The 19,949-nt window shown below is 69.2% G+C and carries 16 protein-coding genes; 9 read left to right on the forward strand and 7 right to left on the reverse strand.

Annotation, left to right across the window (positions count from 1 at the left end):
- Window positions 1-309: 309 nt before the first annotated feature.
- The gene (locus tag ACYVAN_RS19280) at window positions 310-1,068 is read left to right on the forward strand and encodes a Fic family protein (protein WP_460961598.1); all 759 of its coding nucleotides are present in this window, start codon (window positions 310-312) and stop codon (window positions 1,066-1,068) included.
- A gap of 63 nt (window positions 1,069-1,131) precedes the next feature.
- Window positions 1,132-2,070, forward strand: a complete 939-nt coding sequence (locus tag ACYVAN_RS19285; RefSeq protein WP_460961600.1) for a nucleoside hydrolase — start codon at window positions 1,132-1,134, stop codon at window positions 2,068-2,070.
- Between the two features lie 137 nt (window positions 2,071-2,207).
- On the opposite strand, the gene ACYVAN_RS19290 is transcribed toward ACYVAN_RS19285, so the two are convergent.
- On the reverse strand, window positions 2,208-3,140 hold the full coding sequence (locus ACYVAN_RS19290; RefSeq protein ID WP_460961602.1) for an N-acetylmuramic acid 6-phosphate etherase: 933 nt from the start codon (window positions 3,138-3,140) through the stop codon (window positions 2,208-2,210).
- Window positions 3,137-4,063: a MurR/RpiR family transcriptional regulator gene (locus ACYVAN_RS19295; RefSeq protein ID WP_460961604.1), complete on the reverse strand. Its 927-nt coding sequence runs from the start codon at window positions 4,061-4,063 to the stop codon at window positions 3,137-3,139. The genes ACYVAN_RS19290 and ACYVAN_RS19295 overlap by 4 nt, the downstream gene beginning before the upstream one ends.
- Window positions 4,064-4,273: 210 nt before the next feature.
- On the opposite strand from ACYVAN_RS19295, the gene ACYVAN_RS19300 reads away from it, so the two are divergent.
- Window positions 4,274-5,965, forward strand: a complete 1,692-nt coding sequence (locus ACYVAN_RS19300) for a hypothetical protein (protein WP_460961606.1) — start codon at window positions 4,274-4,276, stop codon at window positions 5,963-5,965.
- Entirely contained in the window at window positions 5,962-7,728 is a 1,767-nt protein-coding gene (locus ACYVAN_RS19305) for a hypothetical protein (protein WP_460961608.1), read from the forward strand. The genes ACYVAN_RS19300 and ACYVAN_RS19305 overlap by 4 nt, the downstream gene beginning before the upstream one ends.
- 166 nt (window positions 7,729-7,894) lie before the next feature.
- Here ACYVAN_RS19305 and ACYVAN_RS19310 read toward each other — a convergent pair whose 3' ends face one another.
- The 5 genes from ACYVAN_RS19310 to ACYVAN_RS19330 all read right to left on the reverse strand — a co-directional run bounded on the left by ACYVAN_RS19310 (window position 7,895) and on the right by ACYVAN_RS19330 (window position 14,815).
- Complete coding sequence (locus ACYVAN_RS19310) at window positions 7,895-8,143, reverse strand: ABC transporter substrate-binding protein (protein WP_460961609.1); 249 nt, start codon at window positions 8,141-8,143, stop codon at window positions 7,895-7,897.
- A 134-nt stretch (window positions 8,144-8,277) separates the two neighbouring features.
- The gene (locus tag ACYVAN_RS19315; protein WP_460961611.1) at window positions 8,278-10,020 is read right to left on the reverse strand and encodes a serine hydrolase domain-containing protein; all 1,743 of its coding nucleotides are present in this window, start codon (window positions 10,018-10,020) and stop codon (window positions 8,278-8,280) included.
- A 185-nt stretch (window positions 10,021-10,205) separates the two neighbouring features.
- Complete coding sequence (locus ACYVAN_RS19320; RefSeq protein WP_460961613.1) at window positions 10,206-11,462, reverse strand: exo-beta-N-acetylmuramidase NamZ family protein; 1,257 nt, start codon at window positions 11,460-11,462, stop codon at window positions 10,206-10,208.
- 53 nt (window positions 11,463-11,515) lie between these two features.
- On the reverse strand, window positions 11,516-13,273 hold the full coding sequence (locus tag ACYVAN_RS19325) for a glycoside hydrolase family 3 protein (protein WP_460961615.1): 1,758 nt from the start codon (window positions 13,271-13,273) through the stop codon (window positions 11,516-11,518).
- A 714-nt stretch (window positions 13,274-13,987) separates the two neighbouring features.
- Window positions 13,988-14,815, reverse strand: coding sequence for an HAD-IB family hydrolase (locus tag ACYVAN_RS19330; RefSeq protein ID WP_460961617.1), 828 nt, complete (start codon window positions 14,813-14,815; stop codon window positions 13,988-13,990).
- Between the two features lie 623 nt (window positions 14,816-15,438).
- On the opposite strand from ACYVAN_RS19330, the gene ssd reads away from it, so the two are divergent.
- The 5 genes from ssd to ACYVAN_RS19355 all read left to right on the forward strand — a co-directional run bounded on the left by ssd (window position 15,439) and on the right by ACYVAN_RS19355 (window position 19,784).
- A complete protein-coding gene (ssd, locus tag ACYVAN_RS19335; protein WP_460961619.1) occupies window positions 15,439-16,551 on the forward strand; it encodes a septum site-determining protein Ssd in 1,113 nt (370 codons plus the stop codon).
- Entirely contained in the window at window positions 16,548-17,717 is a 1,170-nt protein-coding gene (locus tag ACYVAN_RS19340; protein WP_460961621.1) for a TadA family conjugal transfer-associated ATPase, read from the forward strand. The genes ssd and ACYVAN_RS19340 overlap by 4 nt, the downstream gene beginning before the upstream one ends.
- Window positions 17,711-18,610, forward strand: a complete 900-nt coding sequence (locus ACYVAN_RS19345; protein WP_460961623.1) for a type II secretion system F family protein — start codon at window positions 17,711-17,713, stop codon at window positions 18,608-18,610. Before ACYVAN_RS19340 ends, ACYVAN_RS19345 begins: the two co-directional genes overlap by 7 nt.
- 182 nt (window positions 18,611-18,792) lie before the next feature.
- On the forward strand, window positions 18,793-19,395 hold the full coding sequence (locus ACYVAN_RS19350; RefSeq protein WP_460961625.1) for a type II secretion system F family protein: 603 nt from the start codon (window positions 18,793-18,795) through the stop codon (window positions 19,393-19,395).
- A gap of 71 nt (window positions 19,396-19,466) precedes the next feature.
- Complete coding sequence (locus tag ACYVAN_RS19355; protein WP_460961627.1) at window positions 19,467-19,784, forward strand: DUF4244 domain-containing protein; 318 nt, start codon at window positions 19,467-19,469, stop codon at window positions 19,782-19,784.
- The last annotated feature ends 165 nt before the right edge of the window (window positions 19,785-19,949 follow it).

Consider the following 19,949-nt stretch of genomic DNA (forward strand, 5'->3'; position numbering starts at 1 on the left):
CATTGGCCTGCGCAACAAACGAATCAGACGGCGCGAACGTCCTGCTCTCAGACAGCAAGTTGTCCAAGGTGTTGTTCGGCCCGTCGGACTGGCTCATTTCGGAGAACCTCCCTGGCTGGTGACGCCTGTACGAGGAGAACGGTAATGCGATCCGGCTCACCACGACAGAGGGGACCGACATTGGTGTGAACCAATGAGGAATTCGCTGCGCATCCGGACCGGTGCTCCGCGTGTGCGGTCCGGGCTGTGACACGAGTCGCCGCCGGGGGTGGAGCGGATGCGCGGTGTGGCCGGGTAGCGTCACGCGGCGTGAACGCGCAGGAGTTGCTGCTCCCCCTGCTGGAGCTGCCCGAGGTTCCCGAGGCCGTGGACGCCGCGCGCTCCGCGATCGACGAGGTGCACAACCACCCGGCCAACCGGCGGGGCTGGCCGGCCACCGCGGCCGAGGCATCGGTCCGCGCCGCCCGGGCTTCGGCGGCAGTGGCAGGTGGCAGTACGGAGATCCCGGACAGTGGCGACGTCGACGACCCGATGCTCGCAGGTTCGCTGCGGATGGCCGAAGCGTTGGGGCCACTGCTGCCCACCTGGCAGCGCGCCCCGTTGCAGGCGCTGGCCAGGCTGCATGTGCTGGCGGCGGCGGACCTCGTGGACGATCCCGATGCACTGGGACGCCCGCGTGCCGAGCAGCAGATCTCCAGCCGACTGGACATGTTGGCGCGGTTGGTCGTCGACGCGAGCGGCAAATCCCAGGGGCAGATACCGGGGCCGATCCAGGCGGCGATCGTGCACGGTGAACTGCTGTCGCTGGAACCCTTCGGCCACGCCGACGGGATGATCGCGCGCGCCGCTGCGCGGCTGAGCCTCATCGGAACCGGACTGGACCCGAAGGGCCTGGTCGTTCCGGAGGTGGCCTACTTCCGCAGGCAAGGCGAGTACAAGGCGGCGGTGGAGGCTTTCGCGACGGGTGAGCCGGAAGGCGTCGGCGGGTGGATCGTGTACTGCTGCCGCGCGATGGAGACCGGCGCGTCGGAGGCCAAATCCATCGCGGACGCCGTCCAGGGGGACTGAAACCGACCCGCCGTCGAGAGGTTGGCCGCGAGTTCGGCCCCCGGCTGAGGACACGAGGGAAGCATGACCAAGAAGATCCTGATCGACTGCGATCCCGGCATCGACGACGCGCTGGCGATCGCGCTGGCGCACGGCAGCCCGGATCTCGACGTCGTCGGAGTGACGACGGTCGGCGGCAACGTCGACCTGGCGAACACGACGAACAACGCGCTGTGCCTCGTCGACTATTACGGGATGTCGGGCGTGCCGGTCGCCCGCGGTGCCGGACGCCCGCTGGTGCGGGAGGCACGCACCGCTTCCGGCGTACACGGTGCGCACGGGCTCGGCGACGCGGTGCTTCCGGCGGCGGAAGGGGCCGTCGCCGAGGAACACGCGGTCGACTTCATCATCGACGCCCTCCGCGCCGCGCCCGGCGAGATCAGCCTGGTCGCGGTCGGGCCGTTGACCAACATCGCGTTGGCTCTGCGCAAGGAACCCCGGATCGCCGAGTGGGCGGCCGAGTTCGTGATGATGGGTGGCTCGTACAGCCGAGGAAACGTCACTCCGGCGGCCGAGTTCAACATCTTCGCGGACCCGGAGGCCGCGTCGGTGGTGTTCGGCGGAGCCTGGCGTCCGGTCCTGATCGGGTTGGACCTCACGGCGCAGGCGCGCGCAACGGTGGAGGTCCGCAAGCGGTTCGCCGGACTCGGCCGCTTGGAGTCCGAACTGCTGACTCCGTGCCTGGACTTTTACTCGCAGCACCCGCAGTACCGGGAACTCGGGCCTGCCGTGCACGATGCGTGCGCGGTCGCGTACGCGGCCGACCCCGGCTTGACCACGGCTGTTCCGGCTCGTGTGGAGGTGGAGACCCAGGGGCGGTTCACCGCCGGGATGACCGTCGTGGACTTCGAGGCCCAGGTTGAGTCGCACAACGCTCTGGTAGCCACGGAGCTGGATCGCGACGGCTTCTGGGACCGGTTGTCGAAGTCGTTCGAGCGGGTGTCCGAGGGGTTGCCCGACTGAGGTCGGCACCGCTGGCGTGACCCCTCGGACCGGGACCGCACGTCCGCCGGGCGAACCTCGGCGCACCGGGGGCAGTTGTCCGCCGCGACCGCGTACCGCCCACACAGGTGACCTGGTCGCCTGCTCCCGGCTCGGGTTCAGCCGTCGAGCTGGGCGAGGGCGTCGCGAACCTGCCCGTCGGTGGCCGCGAGCGTGGCGGCGGCCCGCTCCACGTCGACACCTGCCAGCAGGTGCACGAGCGCGGTCTTGAGGTCACCACCGGAGGCGTCGAGCGCTTCCACGCAGGCCTCCTCGGAGGCGTCCGCGGCTTCGCGCAGGATGCTCACGGTGCGTCCGCGCAGTTTGGCGTTGGTGGCGACCATGCTGACCATGAGGTTCGAGTAGGTGCGGCCCAGCCGGATCATCACCGTGGTGGAGAACGAGGTCAGCACCAGTTTCTGAGCGGTGCCCGCCTTCATCCTGGTCGAACCGGTGATCGGTTCCGGACCGGTGTCCGGGCTGATCACCACGTCGGCGGGGGCGTCACCCGCGGTCTCCGGGTTGGCCGATACCAGGCCGGTTCCGGCGCCCAAGCCACGCGCTGCTTCCAACGCACCCATCACGAACGGGGTGCGGCCGGATGCGGTGAGCCCGAGGACGAAGTCGTCGGCGGTGGCCGCCGACTCGATCACCGCCGCGCCGGACGACGAATCGTCCTCGGCGTTCTCCACGGCGTGCTGGAACGCGTTGGTGCCGCCCGCCTGATGGGCGATCACCCAGTCCGGCGGCACGTTGTAGGTGGGGACGAGTTCGGCGGCGTCGAGCACCGCGAGACGTCCGGACGTGCCCGCACCGACGTAGTGCACACGGCCGCCCGCGCACAGCGCCGCCACCGCCATGTCCACCGCTCGGGAAAGTTCGGGCAGCGCCCGGCTTACCGCTTCGGGAACCGCTCGGTCCTCGGCGTTGAGCAGGTGGAGGATGTCCAACGTCGGCAGCAGGTCGATATCGCCTGTTCGAGCGTTGGTGCGCTCGGTGGGGGCGTCCACCCGGACCGATGGGTGACCGGACTGCTTGGTTTCGCGGCTCAACGACCGTCCTCCTTCTGTCGGCGTCGATCCGGGCGTGAACCCAGCCGGTGGGAGCCGACAGCTTCGTAGGTGACTTCGAGTGCTTCCTTGGTGTCCTCGATGCGGTGCTGCGCCACACCGATGAACAGGCAGTCGATCACGGTCAGCTGACCGATTCGGCTGGCCATCGCACCCGATCTGAACGTGGTCTCGCGTACCGCCGTTGTCAGCACCAGGTCGGCGACCTCGGTGATGGGGGACCGCGCGAAGTTCGTCAGCGCGGCCGTGGTCGCACCGTGCCTGCCCGCTTCGCGCAGCGCCTCCACTGTCTCGCTGGTGGCGCCGGTGTGCGAGATCGCCAGCGCGACGTCGCCTTCGCGCAGCAGGGCCGCCGAGGTGAGTGCGGCATGGGTATCCGACCAGGTGAAGCAGGTGAGCCCGATCCGGTGGAGCTTCTGCTGCAGGTCGAGGGCGACGAACGCGCTGGCGCCCACGCCGTACACATCGATTCGGCGGGCTCCGGAGACGGCCTCGACGAGCTGGGCGATGGCCTCGACGTCGAGTTGACCGGCCGTCTCCTCGACCGCTTTGGCATCGGTGTAGGCGACCTTGTGGACGATCTGTTCGAGACCGTCCTCGGGTTCGATGTCGCTGCCGAGATCGCGGTCCCTGGGCGAGGTTCGCGCGGTGTCGGCGGCCAGCGCGATGCGGAGGTCCGGGTATCCGCCCACATCGATCGCCTTGCAGAAGCGGGTCACCGTCGTCTCGCTCGTGCCCGCGGCCTCGGCGACGTCGGTGATGCTCCGACGCGCGATGGAGGCGGGGTCACCGAGAACGATGTCGGCCACTCGCTGTTCCGCGCGAGCCAGTCCGGGCAACAGCGAACGAATCCGGACGAGCGGGCTGGATTCGCCGGATTCTGGCGAGTTCTCGTCAATGCCCATGTGGGAAACTTACTAACAATTTTACCTGCAGGTCAATCCGCCTCTCCTCGCGGTGGGTCCGCGGGCGTGTTCGCGGTGGCAGGGAGCGCGCTCCGAGAACGTCGCGCGGGAACCTCGCCGGCCTGGCGCGCCTGGCGCGGAAGCCGGATGAAAGACGGAACAGGGGAACCCGAACGTTGCATGCGAGATTGGCTAGGCTCGAAACCACCGGTGGCGGCGCGACGAACCGGTGGGGAGACGTACCGGACACCAGCCGACGAGCGGGAGCACATGCAGCGGCCACCGGAAGCGGTACCCACCGAGCTGTTCTGCGCGACCGGCCGGAACATCGCATCCGTGCCCGAGCACGAGGAATTCCTGATCCAACAGCACGAAGCCGGTTCGCTCAGGATTCACGACCGCGGACGGCACCCCGGCGCGAGCGGAACCTCGCGGCGATGGCGGGTCAGCTGGGAACGCGCCGGAAACACCGTCGACGCCGCACTGGCCTTCGACGAGGAAGCGGAACTGCTCCACGCCGTCGCGCACCACGCATCCGGCTGGGGAGCGGACTCGGTGTCACCGATGGTCCGGCTCGGAATCGGCGAACGTCCCCTGCGGGACGCGGCCACCGGTATCCCGTTGACCGGATCGGTGGTCGTCGGGCGGGACCTCGCGCTGCCGGACCTGATCGAATCGCTCCGGACGCGGGCCAACAGCGTTCCGGTCCTGGTGCGGCACGTCGATCCGGCGGCACCCACCGGAGCGTCGACGTTCCGCACAGCCACGACCGGCAACGCCGCCGTGGTGCTGCTGAGCGATGCGGAAGCCGACCGGCTGTGGCGTGAACTTCCCGAGTCCTGGGGTATCCCCCCGCGCGGCGGGCGGTTGTTCCTGCCGCAGCGGGTGCTCGACGAGCCGAGCGGACTCGGGATCTGCGAGGACGGCGCCGATGCCGCGTGGCGCGAAGCCGTCGTCCACACCCTCCGGGCGGCCCGCCACGCACCTCCGGACTCGACGTCCACCCCGGGAGTGACTCCGCGTGAGATCGACACCGCGCAGGACTTCTGGTCGGCACTGCTCTCGGAAGACGGGTACGGCGAACGCGTCGCCGAGTCGGCCGGGCACGGAAGGTCGCCCGGCCCCGGCAGCGGGAAGACGGACCTGCGGCAGCGAACCCGGGCAGCCGACGAGGAGATCGCGAGGTTGCGGACCCAGCTGTCCGAACACGAACGAGCCCGCACCGAGACCGACCTCGAAATCGACGCCTCTCGCGGGCAGCTGACGGCGATCAACCGCTCCCGAAAAGCCCTGGCAGGTGCTGTGCTCCGGTTACGAGCCGAGCGCGACGCCGCGCGCGAGGATCTGGCGAACACCTCGGTCGGAATCGCCGCCGCACGTGAACGCGACGCGCGGCGGCTCGTCCGGCGGCAATCGGCCGAACTGCGAGCGCGTGAAGCCGAACTCGCCGGATTACGTCGCAAAGCCGCCTGGTTGGGAGCCAACCCCGCGGCGGTACCGCCACCCGTGCCGGAGGATCCCGGCGAACTGCCGGGCATCCGCCTCGGCCAGGACGTGACCGCGGAACTGGCCGGGCTCGACGCCGGACGACTGCGGCGGTCCCTGGCAGTCCTGGCGGCGTTGTCCGAACACGCGCGGGCGCCGTCCGGAAGCGCGGCCGAACATCTCCGGTCGACCGGTACGTCCTCGCTGCTGCTCGGAAGCTCGTCGGGGGCGGCCGTGACCTTCCCGGTGCCGTCGGCCATCGACCCGGCGGGCTGGTCGGAATTCCGCGACCACGTGCTGCTCGACCACAGTGGACGGGAACAGCTGGCGATGTACTACCTCGACGACACCGCGGGAGAGACCGGAGCGGTGCACATCGGCTACATCGGGCCGGTGTTGCCGGAGGCTCGCGGATGATCCCGCAACCGTTGCCGCCGACCTCGGCCTGCGCGGCCGGATACGCGGCCGAGAGCATCGCCGACCACGAATCCGCGCTCGTCGGCCTGCACGAATCGGGCAGCATCAGGTTGATCGACACCGGTGGGGACGGCGACCACCTGATGCCCCGGCGCTGGCGCATGAGGTGGGGGCGGGACTCGACGGCGGTGCGCGCAATGCTCGGAATCGCCCGCACCGCGCCTGGTTCCGGCGAGTTCGCGTTCTGGCTGCGCGCCGAAGCCGGGCGGCCGTGGTCCATCCGCGACCAGCGAAGTCCGGTCGAACGGTTGGGGTTGCTCGAACATGCGTTGAAAGACCCCAGCGCCGCGTTCTCGCTGACCCAGCAGAACCCGCTCGTCGGACTCGACGACGTCGGCTTCCTCGAGCACACCTTCAACCACGGGGTGCGGGACAATCCGGTCCTCGTCTACAACGACCACGCCCACGCTCGGTTCAACCACGAGATGCTCCGGTTCCGGAACGCGACCAGGGGATTGTGCGGGCTGCTGCCGATCGACGATTCCGCCCGGAACCGGCTCAACGAACTCCTCCCCACCGAGCGTCAGGTTCCCCGTCGGGCCGTCCGGCTCTACCTGCCGCCCTGGTGGGTGGGACACCTGGAAGACGTGATCGTCCCGGTGGAACGGTTGAGCCGCCCGGCGGTATGGCGCCGGATCGTGGAGACCGTCGTGCACGTCGGCTCGTGGCGGCCAGGTGGCAAGGTTCCCGCTACCGTCGAAACCTGGCAGGCGCTCATGGACGACCCCATGGGGGACCGTCGGGTCGTGCCTGCGACGAGGGGCGGCAACCTGCACTGGCAACCCGTCACCGCGGACCGTGGTGACCAAGCGCTGCGCAAGCGACTGCACGACGGCACCGAGCAAACCCGTCAACTGCGCGCGGAGACAGAGCGCGTCAGGACCGAGACCGCCGACCGCGAGGCCACGCTGCGCGAACTGCGCAACCAGCGAGACCTGGCGCAGCGTTCACGCCGACGGCTGGCCGAACTGACCCACCGGTTCCGACGGGAACGCGACGCCGCCGAACAGGCGCTCCGAGGGGGCGCTGTCGCCGAGACGTGGCACCGAGCGCGCGAAGCCGAACTCGAAGTATCGCTCTACGCCGAGGAACTCGACCGGATCGAAACCGAACTGCACCGCCTACGGTCCGCCACCGCCTCCGCCGTACAGCACCCGGACGCAGACGAACCGGAATCCCGGAGCCCGGCCGCGCCTCCCGGGTTCGCCAACTTCGAGGAACTGCTCGTCGCCGCCCGCGGACTGGACGGGCTCGAACTCGGCGTTCGCACCCGGGCGGCGTCCAAACTCGACGGACAGCGGCGAACCCCGCAATGGCTCCGGCGTACCTGGGACGTGCTCGAACTGCTCGACGCCTACGCGCACGCGCGGCGGGATCCGACCGATCACGGCGCCCCCGACCTGCGCGGATTCGCCCACTACGTGCGCGAACACGGCGGCGACCGGGGGCTCAGCCCGACCCTGGTGGCTTCCGGGGAGAGCGAGCAGGTGGTCAACACGCCACGCTTCCGGGAAGCGCGGACGTTCCCGGTCAGCGTCGAGGTGCGCTCCGCCGGGCAGGCGTTCTTCGGGGCACACGTGAAGATCGACCGGGGCGGCGGTGTAGCACCGCGACTGCACTACCTCGACGACACCAGAGGAGCGACGGGAGTGGTGCACGTCGGCTACATCGGCCCACACCTGCCCGGTCCCGAATCCAACTGAACTCCGCCGTGTGAGCAACCGGAGTGGCCATCACCTGGTCACGAGGAACCTCGGGGACGAGCTTCATTCAGTCGGGCAGCCCGTGCAGGTACTCGGCGAACTCGGCCACTGCACCGGGATTGCGTGGCCCCTCCACGAGAGCCGCGTAGGGCAGCGCGAAGAACCGCTAGTTCTGCACGACATCCACCGCGGCCAGCGTCGGATGCGAGGTGAGGAACTCGATCTTCTCCTGGGCGGACCCGTCCGACGTGTAGGCGTAGTCGTTGATCAGGATCACTTCCGGATCGGCCCGCACGACCGACTCCCGGCCGACGCTGGTCCAGCTGTCGTCCATGTCGGCGAAGATGTTGGTGCCACCGGCCTCGGCGATGATCTGGTCGGCCGCGCCGCCGTGCGTGCGAGCACATCCACCCACACCAGGAAGAGCCCGCCCGCAGGGGCCGCCAGCGCGAGAACTCGACGGTGGTCGGCACCGGCCACCAAGTTGAGGCGTGTGCCGGAGCAGTGTGTGCTCGCTTGCTGCGGCGCAAATCTCGGCGGGAGGACCGGTCAGCGAGGTGTGCTGGTCCAGCCCTCCGGTGTGATCCGGTCCTGCTCGCGTTCACCGTCGAGCAGAACCCGGTCCCGGTCGGCCACAGACAGGCCGTCGACCGACACGCCACGACCCGTGTACTGCTCGTCGGGCGCGTACTTCCAGCGCAGTCGTACCTGATCTCCCGGTGCGGCGGGCACCGTCCCGCGCACCTGCCACCAGGACCGATGTCCCGCACCGGCCAGCTCCCGCTGCTCGCCGTCCGGTGCGCCGGTTCCGTCCGCGGTGAGCGGAGCGGGGCGCCAGGTCCTTCCGCCGTCGACACTGGATTCGACAGTGAGCGGGTCGGCTCCGTCCTCGTTGTTCTGGGTGTCGACGAACGCGTCGAACGAAACCCGCACCGGACCCGCCACCGGGCCGAGCGAATCGGTCGTCAACCGCGCATCCTGGGAGGCGTCGGCGAACCACGCTTCGGAACCGTGCCTCGGAGCAACCGCCAGCGCTTCGGCGAGGCCCTGGGCGAGAGCGCGGCGCGCAGGGTTGTTCGAACCCCATTCCCGCGACGGGTGCACCCGGTTGGTCAACAACACCGCTACCGAACGGGATGCGGGGTCGAGCACCAGCGATGTGCCGGTGTAGCCGGTGTGCCCGGCGCTTCGCGGGGAACCGAGCCCGGCCATGTACCAGCGCTGGTCGAGCTCGAAGCCGAGACCGTGCGAATGCCCCGGGAACTCGGGGTTGTGGTCGGTGAGCATTTGCTCGACGCTCGATTCGTCGAGTACGCGTTCGCCGTCGTAGGTTCCACCGTTGAGCAGTGCCTGGCCCAGCACCGCCAGATCGTCGGCGGTGGAGAAGATGCCCGCCTGCCCGGCCACCCCGCCCAGCGACCACGCGTTCTCGTCATGCACCTGACCCCGCAACATGCCGCGCTGCGGATCGTTCTGGTACTCGGTGGCGGCGATGCGGTCGACCTTGTGATCTGGCGGGTTGTAGCCGGTGTCCGACATGCCCAACGGTTCGGTGATGCGCTCGGCGACCACGTCGTCCAGCGGTTCGCCCGCCGCCTGCTCGACCAGGAAACCCAGTGTGATCATGTTCGGGTCGGAGTAGGTGTAGCTCGTGCCGGGAGGGTTTTCCGGGCTCAGCTCCATGATGGTCGGCACCCGCCGATCCGGGGGGACCTTCCACAGCTGCACCTCGGCCGGCAACCCCGAGGTGTGGGTGAGCAGCTGCCGCACCGTGATCGCCTGCTTGCCGTTCACTCCGAACGCGGGCAGATAGCGGGCCACCGGCGCGTCCAGCTGGAGACGACCGTCCTCGACCTGCTGCAGGACCGCGATCGAGGTGAACAGCTTGGTGATGGACGCGGCGTCGAAGATGGTGTCCGGGCGCATCCGCTCCTGCTCGTCGGGCGCGAGTTCGGTGCCCTGCCCGTCGGCGTAGCGCAGCTCGTGGCCGACCGCGCTGTGATCGACCACGATCCCGTCGTGCGCGAGCAGGCTCACCGCCCCGCCGTACATGGGATGTTCCCGGCCGGGAACGCGCTCGGTCCACGCGGCGATATCGCGCAACGCGGCGTCGATCGGTCCCGCCGCCAGCCCGGCATCCGCCGGAGTGCCCTCGCGCAACGTCGTGTCCGACGCGGCGAAGCCCGACCGTGGTCGGTCGAAGTGCCCGCGCCAGTCCGGAGCAGCACAGGCCGGAACCGCCACCAGCGCGGTGGCGGACAGCAGAGCTACCGTCGTCAGCGTTCTGCGCATCGCGATCCCATCGGTTTCGGTATTCCGCAGGAGGTCGGTGCTCCGCGGGCGGGGCAGCCGATACGAATGTACGCGGGGACCACGGGCCATACACCGCGTTTGCCCACACGCGGGATCTTTCGGACGTATGGGTCGCGTGTTCAGCGGTACATCGGTCAGCGGTACATCGGTCAGCGGTACATCGGTCAGCGGTACATCAGGTAGCGCTGGCGGAGCCGCTGGAACGAGGCCAGTTCCTCGTCCCACGAGCCGATGACCTCGTCGACGCCCGCACCGGCGTCGATCATCGTGCGCAACCGATCCGACCCGGACAGCTTGTCGATCATGTGGTCGGAGCGCCAGCCGAACACGTCCGGATACAGCTTCCGGACGGTCACCAGCATGGTGACCGCAAGGCGAACCGCATCGATGTCGCCGGAGCGGTGGATCTGGACCCCGCCGCAGGTCTCGCCTTCGTGCTTGGAGAACGTCGGCACGAAATAGGACTCCCGGAAGCGCACGCCGTTCAACCCGGCCGCGTCGAGTTCTTCGGCCCACCGCCAGTCGATGCCCGGCGCGCCGATGAACTCGAACGGTCGAGTCGTCCCCCGGCCCTCCGACAGAAGCGTGCCCTCGAACAAACCGGTGCCCGGGTAGACCATCGCGGTGTCCTGCGTCGGCATGTTCGGACTCGGCGGGACCCACGGCAAGCCGGTGTCCGCCCTGCGCTGGAACCAGTCCTCCGTGCGCACCACCCGCAGATCCCGCCCCAGCGGTTTCGGGAGGTGCTGCTCGTCGAACAGCTTCGCCAGCTCGCCGACGGTCATCCCGTGCTGCATCGCGATCGGCAGCATCCCGACGCCCGACGCGAAGTCGGGATCCAGCAGCGGCCCGGCCACGCGCCGCCCGCCGATCGGGTTCGGTCGGTCCAGCACGGTGAACGCCGCGCCGACCTCGGCCGCTGCTCGCATCGCGAGGTACATCGACCAGATGTAGGTGTAGAAGCGGACCCCCACATCGGCGATGTCGAACACCACGTGCTCGACCCCGGCCTTGACGAAGAGCTGCGCGAGCTTGTCGGCACCCACGCCGTAGGCGTCGTAAACCGGGATCCCGGTTCTCGGGTCGGCGTAGTCGCCCTCCGAGCCGCCCGCCTGCGAGGTGCCGCGAAAGCCGTGCTCCGGGCCGAACACGCCCACGATGTCGACCGTGCCGCCCGCGTGCATGTCGTCGACGATGTGGGTGAGCGAACTCAGCACGCCGGTGGGGTTCGTCAACACGGCCACGCGCCGCCCCGCCAGCGGTTGCCAGTCGTCGGCGGCGAGGACGTCCGCGCCGCTGCGCGCGACACCCGTTTCCCGCGGGGCCGCGCAGGCCGATGCACCGCCCCCCAGCATCGGAACCGCCAATGCCGAGGTGGCCAAGAACCTGCGCCGATCAACCCGCATCAAAGAGCCCTTCATCCTTTCTCCGCGCCGCGTGGCGCCCACCGCACTCCAGCCGTGGTGCTGAACTTCTACCAGCTCACGCCGTGGCCGAACGGGTAGCGGTCGACGCCCGGTTCGTTCGGGTCGGGGATCGGGACCGGCAGCTTCCCGGTCGGGGCGACTTCACCGAACATCACCCGCGCCAACGACCCCATTGTGGCCGGTTTGTCCGAGTAGGTCGTCACCCAGGTCGGCACCTCCTCGACGTGGGCCGCGTCGTACGGGTCACGGACGGCGACCGCGACCACCGGGACGCCCGCCTGCTCGATCGCCCGAACGAGGTCGGTTTGAGCGGCGTTGGCCTCCTTCCACGCCGCGTTGGTCAACACCACGGCCATGCCGCTGTCCGTCGCCCGCCGGACCGCCTCGTCGATCTGCTCGCGCGTGGGATCCATACCGGTCGGCAGTGCGGTCGCCCGCGGTCCGCGGGCCCGGATCTCCTCGGCCAGCGCGCCGGTCGCCTCGTCGCCCGCCCCCGTCACCAGCATCCGCTGCGGTGGTTCTCGCAGCGGAAGGAGTCCGGCGTCGTTGCGCAACACCGTGGTGGTCCCGTCGGTGATCTCGCGGGCCGCTCGGCGGTGTTCGGCGTTGCCGACGACCTGGTTGACCGCGCCGACGTCGACGAACGGGTCGTCGAGCACACCGCGTGCCTTCTTCAGCTCCAGGATGCGGGTGACGCTGCGGTCGATGCGTTCCTCGGTCAGCTCGCCGCTGCGGACGGCATCGAGCACGCCGTCGATGGCCGCCGGCAGGTTTTCCGGCATGAGTAGCTGGTCGGCGCCAGCTTTCAGCGCGAGCACCGGGATCTCGGCGTCCGGATGCATCTGCCGGACACCTTCCATCTGCAGCGAATCGGTGACGATCACGCCTCGGTAGCCGAGCTCCTCGCGGAGCATCCCGGTGAGCACCGTCGGTGAGAGCGTGGCCGGCTCGCCCGAGTCGTCCAGCTTCGGCACCAGGATGTGGGCGCTCATCACCGAGTCGGTGCCCGCCGCGATCGCCTCGCGGAACGGTGGCGCGTCGAGCTGTTCCCATTGCGCGCGGGTGTGTTCGATGACCGGCAGCGAGGTGTGGCTGTCCTGGTTCGTGTCACCGTGCCCGGGAAAGTGCTTGACCGCGGCCGAGACGGTTCGGTTCGCCGGTGCGGAGTCCTCGTACCCGCGGACCTGTGCGCCGGTGAGCTCGGCGGCCAGCGTGGGATCGGAGGAGAACGATCGCACCCCGATCACCGGGTTCTCCGGATTGACGTTGACGTCGCCGATCGGGGCGAAGTTGTGGTTGAGGCCCATCGCTCGGAGCTCCCGGCCGGTGACGGCGGCCGCGCGTTCGGCGTCCTCGGCGTCCCCGCTCGCGCCCAGCGCCATGCTCCCCGGGAATTGGGTGGCGGGTTGCCCGATGCGCGTGATCAGGCCCTGCTCCTGGTCGGTGGAGATCAGCAGTGGCACGCCGGCTCCGGACGAGACCGCCGCGTCCTGCACGCCGTTGGACAGTCCGGCGATCTGCTTCGGCGCGTACAGGCTGTCGGTCCAACCGAAGTGGATGAGTCCGCCCAGGTGGTAGCGCTCCACCACCTGGGCGGGCGTGTCCACCCCGAACTCCTGCTGGTTCTGGGGGTGCGCGGTGTCGGCCGTCCGCCCGTAGGCATAGGTGACGAACAACTGTCCGACCTTCTCCTCGAGGGTCATTTCCGCGAGTGGGTCGGCCGGGCCTGCTGACCGGTCGTCGGCGCCTCCGGCGAGCCCGGCCAGTGATGCGGTGGCGGCGACAGCGCTGAACGTGAGCGCCACGAGACGACGATTCGGGGGCGTGCGGCCCACATGGCCTCCCTGGACGAATGACCGCGGTCCCGTAGGCATCGAGTCGGGCCGCATGGCGCGCAAGTGTTTCACCAAAAAGGAGAACGAGTTGGGAAGCTACCCACGTGGGGACGCGAGGTCAACGCTGTGCGTGGGTGCGGTCGCGTACGGTAACGACCGTTCGCGAAGGTGAATCACCGGCGGGCCGTGGTCAGCGCAGGTGGCCGCCCATTACAGGTGGCCCGTGGTCGGCACGAGGGGAGCCGTGGTGAACGGGCCGGTCGTCTCGGTGGAACAGGAACGGTCTCGGCGTGTCCGGCCGGGGCGGGTGCGGGACCGTGTCCGGAAGGGTGGATCCACCCGAACATAGACGGCGGCGTTCGTCCGAGACGAACGCCGCCTTCCGCGTGAATACGGGGTACCAAGCGTGCGACATCTGTCGTAACTTCTGGGCTAGGCGTCCGGCGTCCCGGTACGCAACCCTGTGGACGACAAGCCTCCTGCGGCGGCTGCGCGTGGGTTTCCCGCGATCACGCACGGAGCCGGATCGGGGGAGACGCTACTTCTCCTCCGTAACGTCCCTGGCCAACCAGGTTCCGCACCTTCATTTGTAGTCCGTGATGGCGGTCACTGCAAGGCCTCGAACCGGTGTTGACGGGCCCTTTCGTCGGACACGCCTCGACCACTCGCCGGTTGCCGGTCCCGTCAACGGGGACGGCGCCAATGGCGGAGGCCCCACCACGCCGCACCCGCTGCGGCGACGGCGCCCACGCTCACCCCGGCAGCGGTCATGGCGGTCCGGGAAGGGGTGGGGAAGCGCGCCCGCAGTGACACGGGATGTTCGAAGGTCAGTGACGGCCACCCGCGTTGCACCGCCTCCTTGCGCAGCCCGCGATCCGGGTTGACCACGGTCGGGTGGCCGACGCTTTCCAGCAGTGGCAGGTCGGTGATCGAGTCCGAGTACGCGTGACAGGCCGAGAGGTCGTACGAGTACTTGTCGGCGATTTCGCGCGCGGCGGCGGCTTTGTACTCCCCCGAGCAGTAGAAGTCGACTTCGCCGGTGTATCGCCCGTCGGAGACGACCATCCGGGTTCCCGTGGAATGGGTGGCGCCGAGCAGTTCGGCGATCGGGGCGACAACCTCCTCGCCGGAGGCGGACAGGACGACGATCTCGTGTCCCTCTTCGCGGTGGTCCTGGATGAGCTGGGTGGCTTCCTTGTAGACGAGCGGATCGACGATGTCGTGCAGCGTTTCCTCGACGATGGCGTTGACCTGCTCGACGTCCCAGCCGGCGCACAGGGACGTGATGTGCGCGCGCATCCGCTCCATCTGGTCGACATCGGCACCGGCGAGCATGAAGACGAACTGGGCGTAGGCGCTCTTGAGCACCGCCCGCCGGTTGATCAGACCTTCCTGGAAGAACGGTCGGCTGAACGCGAGCGTGCTTGACTTGGCGATGACCGTCTTGTCCAGGTCGAAGAACGCGGCCACTCCGGTTCCGGTGGGGGTCTGTTGGTTCGCGGACTCTGTCACGCCGCACAGCATACGAGTTCGCCTTCCCGTTGCACGGGTGTGCACATACTGCTTCGCGCGCAAGAGGAATGTCCACGGCGCTGTCAGTCGAAGAACGATTCGGTCGTCGAATGGCAAATCGTGGCTACGAAGAGTCCGCCAGGAGGCGTACATTCCCCCTAATGGACGGAACGCGTCACTGGGTCGTGGAGCGATAGAGTGTCGGAGTCCGTTGATTCGGACGGGTTCAGCCCACCCCCCGGGGCTGAACCGCAGACGACCCCCGTCCCTCCCCCCTGACGGGGGTCGTCGTCGTTTCGGAGTGGGACACAAACACGAAGACAATTCGTATTGAGCCGCGTTTGTGGGATTGACCCACGAATACGTCCGTTCTCTTCCTCCGGCTGAGTGAAGTCGTTTATCCACAGCTCCTGCAGTTGTACACAGATTGCAAATCGAGTGTTGGCAGCTGTTGCTCCCCTGACCACTGTGGATACCAAGCGGGCATTCACCGCCCCGACCTACGGGGGTCCAGTCGAATCGGCAGCGAGCTGTTCCGCGCCGGTCCGGCGATCGGCTACGTCGGCGGGGGAGGCATCGGTGCATCTCGCACTACTGATCCTCCACCGGAACGGAACGCACCCATGGTCACGACCAGACCTCTGCTGATCACACAGGACGCCGAACTCGCCGATGAGGTGTCCAGGCTGGCGGCAGCCGCGAACTGCGAACCGGAGCGGCTCGAGGCCCCGAGCGAGGCAGGCGGTCGGTGGCGAGAGGCGCCGTTGGTGTTGCTGGACGAAGCCACGGCCGTTTCGGCCGCAGCAACGGAATTTCCGCGACGTCCGGACGTCTTCGTGCTCTGCCGTGCGCCCACGCCCGACCTGTGGCGGGCGGCGTTCGAGATCGGCGCGGAACAGGTGTTCGTGCTGCCGGACGAGGAGGCCCCGCTGGTCGAGTCACTCGCCGAAGTGGTCGATGCGTCCGCGCGCCACGACGGCCGGGTGGTGGCCGTCGTCGGCGGGTGCGGAGGCGCGGGAGCTTCCGCGCTCGCCACGGCAACAGCCGCGATCGCCGCTCACCGAGGTGACCGGTCATTGCTGCTCGACTGCGATTCCCTGGGTGGCGGGCTCGACCTGACGGTCGGTGTCGAAGAGGTGCAAGGTTTGCGGTGGTCAGGCCTGACCGTCAGTGGCGGACGGGTGGCGGTCACCGCACTCCACGACGCACTGCCCGAGCGCAAGATCGGTTCGGGAAGGTTGACCGTGCTCGCCTGCGACCGCGATGGCCCCTCCGCCGGATTGACCCCCGAGGCCGTCCGCGCCGTGGTCGCAGCGGGGCGGCGGGCAGGGGACACCGTCGTTTGTGATCTGCCCCGTTCGCTTCCGGAGGCCGCGAAAGCCGGACTGCGCAGGGCGGACATGACCGTGATCGTGGTTCCCGCCGCCGTTCGCGCCTGCGCCGCCGCGGCCCGGCTGGCCGGGGCCGTCGCCGCTGCGGCCACCTGCCCGGTGCGCCTGGTCGTGCGCGGGCCGGCACCGGGTGGTCTTCGCGTCCGGGACGTGGAGCGGGCGGTCGGGTTGGACGCGATCGCCACGATGCGCCCACAGCCCGACCTACCCGCGGTGCTGGACCGGCACGGTTTCTGCGCCGCGGAACGGGCCGCACGCGGCCCGGTATCCCGCGCCGCCAAGGAGCTGCTCACCGCACTCGACAGTCCGGAGACTCCCGGAGCCACGGCGGTGACCGCCCGATGAACAACGAACTGATCGAACGAGTGCGGAACCACCTCGTGGGTAGTGGAGCTCCGGTGACCTCGGCGGCCGTGGCCGCGGCGGTCCGTGAAGAAGCAGGCGGTCTGGTAGGCGACGCTGATGTGCTGACCGCACTCCGCTCCATGCAACAGGAATTCCTCGGCGCGGGACCGTTGGAGCCGCTGCTGCGGGATCCCGAGGTAGCCGATGTGCTGGTGACCTCGTCCGAAGCCGTCTGGGTCGATCGGGGTCACGGTCTCCGGCGCAGCTCGGTGAGCTTCCCGGACGAGGACGCGGTGCGCCGACTCGCCCAACGACTGGCCTTGGCAAGCGGCAGACGGCTCGATGAAGCGCAACCGTGGGTGGACGCATGGCTGCCCGGAGTCGGTTCCTCCGGAGCGACCAGGCTGCACGCGGTGCTGCCGCCCATCGCGGCAGGCGGGACGTGCTTGTCCCTGCGTGTGCTGCGACCGGCAGTGCACGACCTCGACGAACTGCGCAGGCTCGGAGCACTCGACGAGCACATCACCGGGGTATTGCGGTCCATCGTCGCTACTCGGCTCGCTTTCCTCGTCTCCGGCGGCACTGGTGCGGGGAAGACGACGCTACTGGCCGCGCTGCTGAGCGAGGTTCCCGAAACCGACCGGATCCTCTGCGTAGAAGAAGCGGGAGAACTGCGTCCCAAACACCCGCACGTGGTCCGGCTGCTCACCCGTCCGGCCAATGTGGAGGGTGCGGGTGAGGTGCGCATGCGCGACTTGGTGCGCCAGGCGCTGCGGATGCGCCCGGACCGTCTGATCGTGGGCGAAGTGCGGGGCTCGGAGGTCTGCGAGCTGCTGAGCGCGATGAACACCGGACACGAAGGCGGTGCCGGAACGGTGCACGCCAACTCCCCGCAGGAGGTTCCGGCGCGGATGGAAGCGCTGGCTGCGCTGGGTGGGCTCGGGCGTGCGGCACTGCACAGCCAGTTGGCGGCAGCGGTGCAGGTCGTCCTGCACGTCCGACGCAACAGCGCTGCCGGGCGGCACCTCGCGGGCATCGGGGTACTGCGACGCGACACGGACGCGCTCCGCGTGGTCCCGGCTTGGGATGCGGAAACCGGATGGGGGCCGGGAAAAGCGGACTTGGCCGGTTTGCTGGCCTGCCGAGGTGGTGCGTTGCCGTGCTGACCTTGCTCTGCCTGTCGATGTCGTTGTGGTTCTGGCCCGACGGGTATGCGCGGCATCGTGCCCACTGTGCCCGGCACGGTGCTGCACGTCGCCTCCGACAGCCGGGGCACCACCTGGTGCGCGTGTTGCCGATCCCGGCGGCTGCTCTCGGCGGTGCCGTGGCGGGAGTCGGTGGGGTCTGTGCAGCCCTGTCCGTGGCGATCCTGGCCACGCGAACGTGGCGGTCCCGGTGGGAACGGAACCGCAGGCGAAACCGGGTCGCGCAGCTGGCCGGAGGATTGCGTGTCCTGGTCGCCGAGCTGCGGGCGGGTTCGCATCCCGCATCGGCCGCCGCCGGTGCCGCCGCGGACGACCCGCTGGACAGTGATTCGGCTGGGCGAACTTCGGCCCGGCCCGGTCTGCCCGCGCCCGGAAGAGGTCGCCTCACGCCCGCTGGTGCCGCGTCCGGTGGGACGAACAGCGCCGCGACCGTGTTCCGCGACATGGCGGCGACCGCGCGGCTCGGCGGTGATGTCTCGGAACTCCTTCGTGACGAGGACCGGTGGCCCGAGCTGCGCCGACCGCTCGGTCGGATCGGTCGAGCCTGGGAGCTGGCCGATCAGCACGGCGTGGCGCTGGCCGACCTGCTCGACAGCGTGTGCCGTGATCTCGAACACCGGCTCTGCTTCGCGGGCGAGGTCGAAGCACGAATGGCAGGTCCACGGGCGACAGCTCTCGTGCTGGCGGGACTGCCGATGCTCGGGCTACTGCTGGGAGAAGCCGTCGGGGCCGCACCACTGGCCTTCCTGGCTGGTGAGCCTCTCGGGCAGGTATTGCTGGTGGTCGGTACCGGATTGGCCTGCGGTGGAGTTGTGTGGACCCGGCGATTGACCGAATCGGCGGTGCCGCTATGAGCGTGCCGATATTGCTGCTGGCGAGCGCGATGCTGCTCTTCGACACTTCTTCCGCCGGTGCCCGGCTGGTGTCGAGCACTCCGCTCCGTGCCCGGAGCGTGCCTCGCGCCGGAATGCACGGAGGGAGACCGCTGCCACGTGTGTCTTCGGGACGCATGGCAGCGCGGGTGGCACGATTTTCGTTGCCGACCGCGTCTGCGCTGGCGTTGTCGACGGTGTTGAGTGTGTCCGCGGGAGTGTGGGCCGCCGTCGGCATCGGCCCGGCAGTAGTCGTCGGCCCGATCGTCGGGGCTGCCGCATGGTTCGCGTGGGGACGTCTGATGCCGGAGCGGACGATCCGGAGCGACCCCATCGGTTTGGCGGCCTGTTGGGATCTACTCGCCGCGAGCCTGCGCGCTGGACTGGCCGTTCCGGTGGCCGTTCGTTCGGTTTCCGACGAACTCTCGGGTACAGCACGAGCAGCCATGCGGAAGGTCGCGGACCTGTTGGTCCTCGGTGCCGACCCGGTTTCCGCGTGGGAACCGGCCCTGGTCCACCCGGACACTGCCGAGCTCGCCCGTGCGGCACGCCGAACGGCGCGCACCGGCAGCGGGTTGGCCGCCGTCGCGGATGAACTGGCCGCCCGCACTCGGACGAGTGCCGACCAAGCAGCGCAGGAGCGGTCCCAACGCGCGGCCGTATGGGTTACGGCCCCGTTGGGCGGCTGCTTTCTGCCCGCATTCCTGTGCCTCGGCATCGTCCCGGTCCTGGCCGGAATGGTCGGCCGCCTCGCAGCTTCCTGGTGAACACGACGACGCCCTAGATCAACAACCCCAACCCATCCCGACCGGGGTCGGGTGAACGAGAGGAGCAGTACATGACGTTTCGGACCGTGGCACTTCCGGAGCGGAACTCCGCACCGACGAGTCCTCAACCGCTGAACAACGGCCCGACGAGCCCCGTACCGAGTACCGAAGCGCCGACTCGGCGCCAGAAGGGGTGGTTCCTGCGGCGGATGCGTTGGCGGTTGACCGGCCTTCTGTGGGGCGATGCGGGTATGAGTACCGCTGAGTACGCCATCGGGACGATCGCCGCGGCCGCGTTCGCCGCCGTCCTGTACACAGTGGTCACCGGTGACACGGTCACAGGCGCACTCACCGCGTTGATCGAGCGAGCGCTGCAGGACAGTTTCTGATGCAGAGCGTTGCCACCGGCGTTCAGCGGCCTCCCGAACCGGACGGTTCCAGGACTTCCGGCGATGCAGGGACTTCCGGCGATGCAGGGACTTCCGGCGATGCAGGGACTTCCGGTGATGTCAGAGCTTCCCGTGACGTCAGAGCTTCCAGCGATGCCAACGGTT

Source organism: Parasphingorhabdus pacifica, assembly GCF_054779195.1.

Excerpts from the sequence above, each read along its gene's own strand:
- ACYVAN_RS19285 (WP_460961600.1), top strand. The coding sequence starts at position 1,132 with ATGACCAAGAAGATCCTGATCGACTGCGATCCCGGCATCGACGACGCG.
- ACYVAN_RS19295 (WP_460961604.1), bottom strand. The coding sequence starts at position 4,063 with ATGGGCATTGACGAGAACTCGCCAGAATCCGGCGAATCCAGCCCGCTC.
- ACYVAN_RS19305 (WP_460961608.1), top strand. The coding sequence starts at position 5,962 with ATGATCCCGCAACCGTTGCCGCCGACCTCGGCCTGCGCGGCCGGATAC.
- ACYVAN_RS19315 (WP_460961611.1), bottom strand. The coding sequence starts at position 10,020 with ATGCGCAGAACGCTGACGACGGTAGCTCTGCTGTCCGCCACCGCGCTG.
- ACYVAN_RS19320 (WP_460961613.1), bottom strand. The coding sequence starts at position 11,462 with ATGAAGGGCTCTTTGATGCGGGTTGATCGGCGCAGGTTCTTGGCCACC.
- ssd (WP_460961619.1), top strand. The coding sequence starts at position 15,439 with ATGGTCACGACCAGACCTCTGCTGATCACACAGGACGCCGAACTCGCC.
- ACYVAN_RS19340 (WP_460961621.1), top strand. The coding sequence starts at position 16,548 with ATGAACAACGAACTGATCGAACGAGTGCGGAACCACCTCGTGGGTAGT.
- ACYVAN_RS19355 (WP_460961627.1), top strand. The coding sequence starts at position 19,467 with ATGACGTTTCGGACCGTGGCACTTCCGGAGCGGAACTCCGCACCGACG.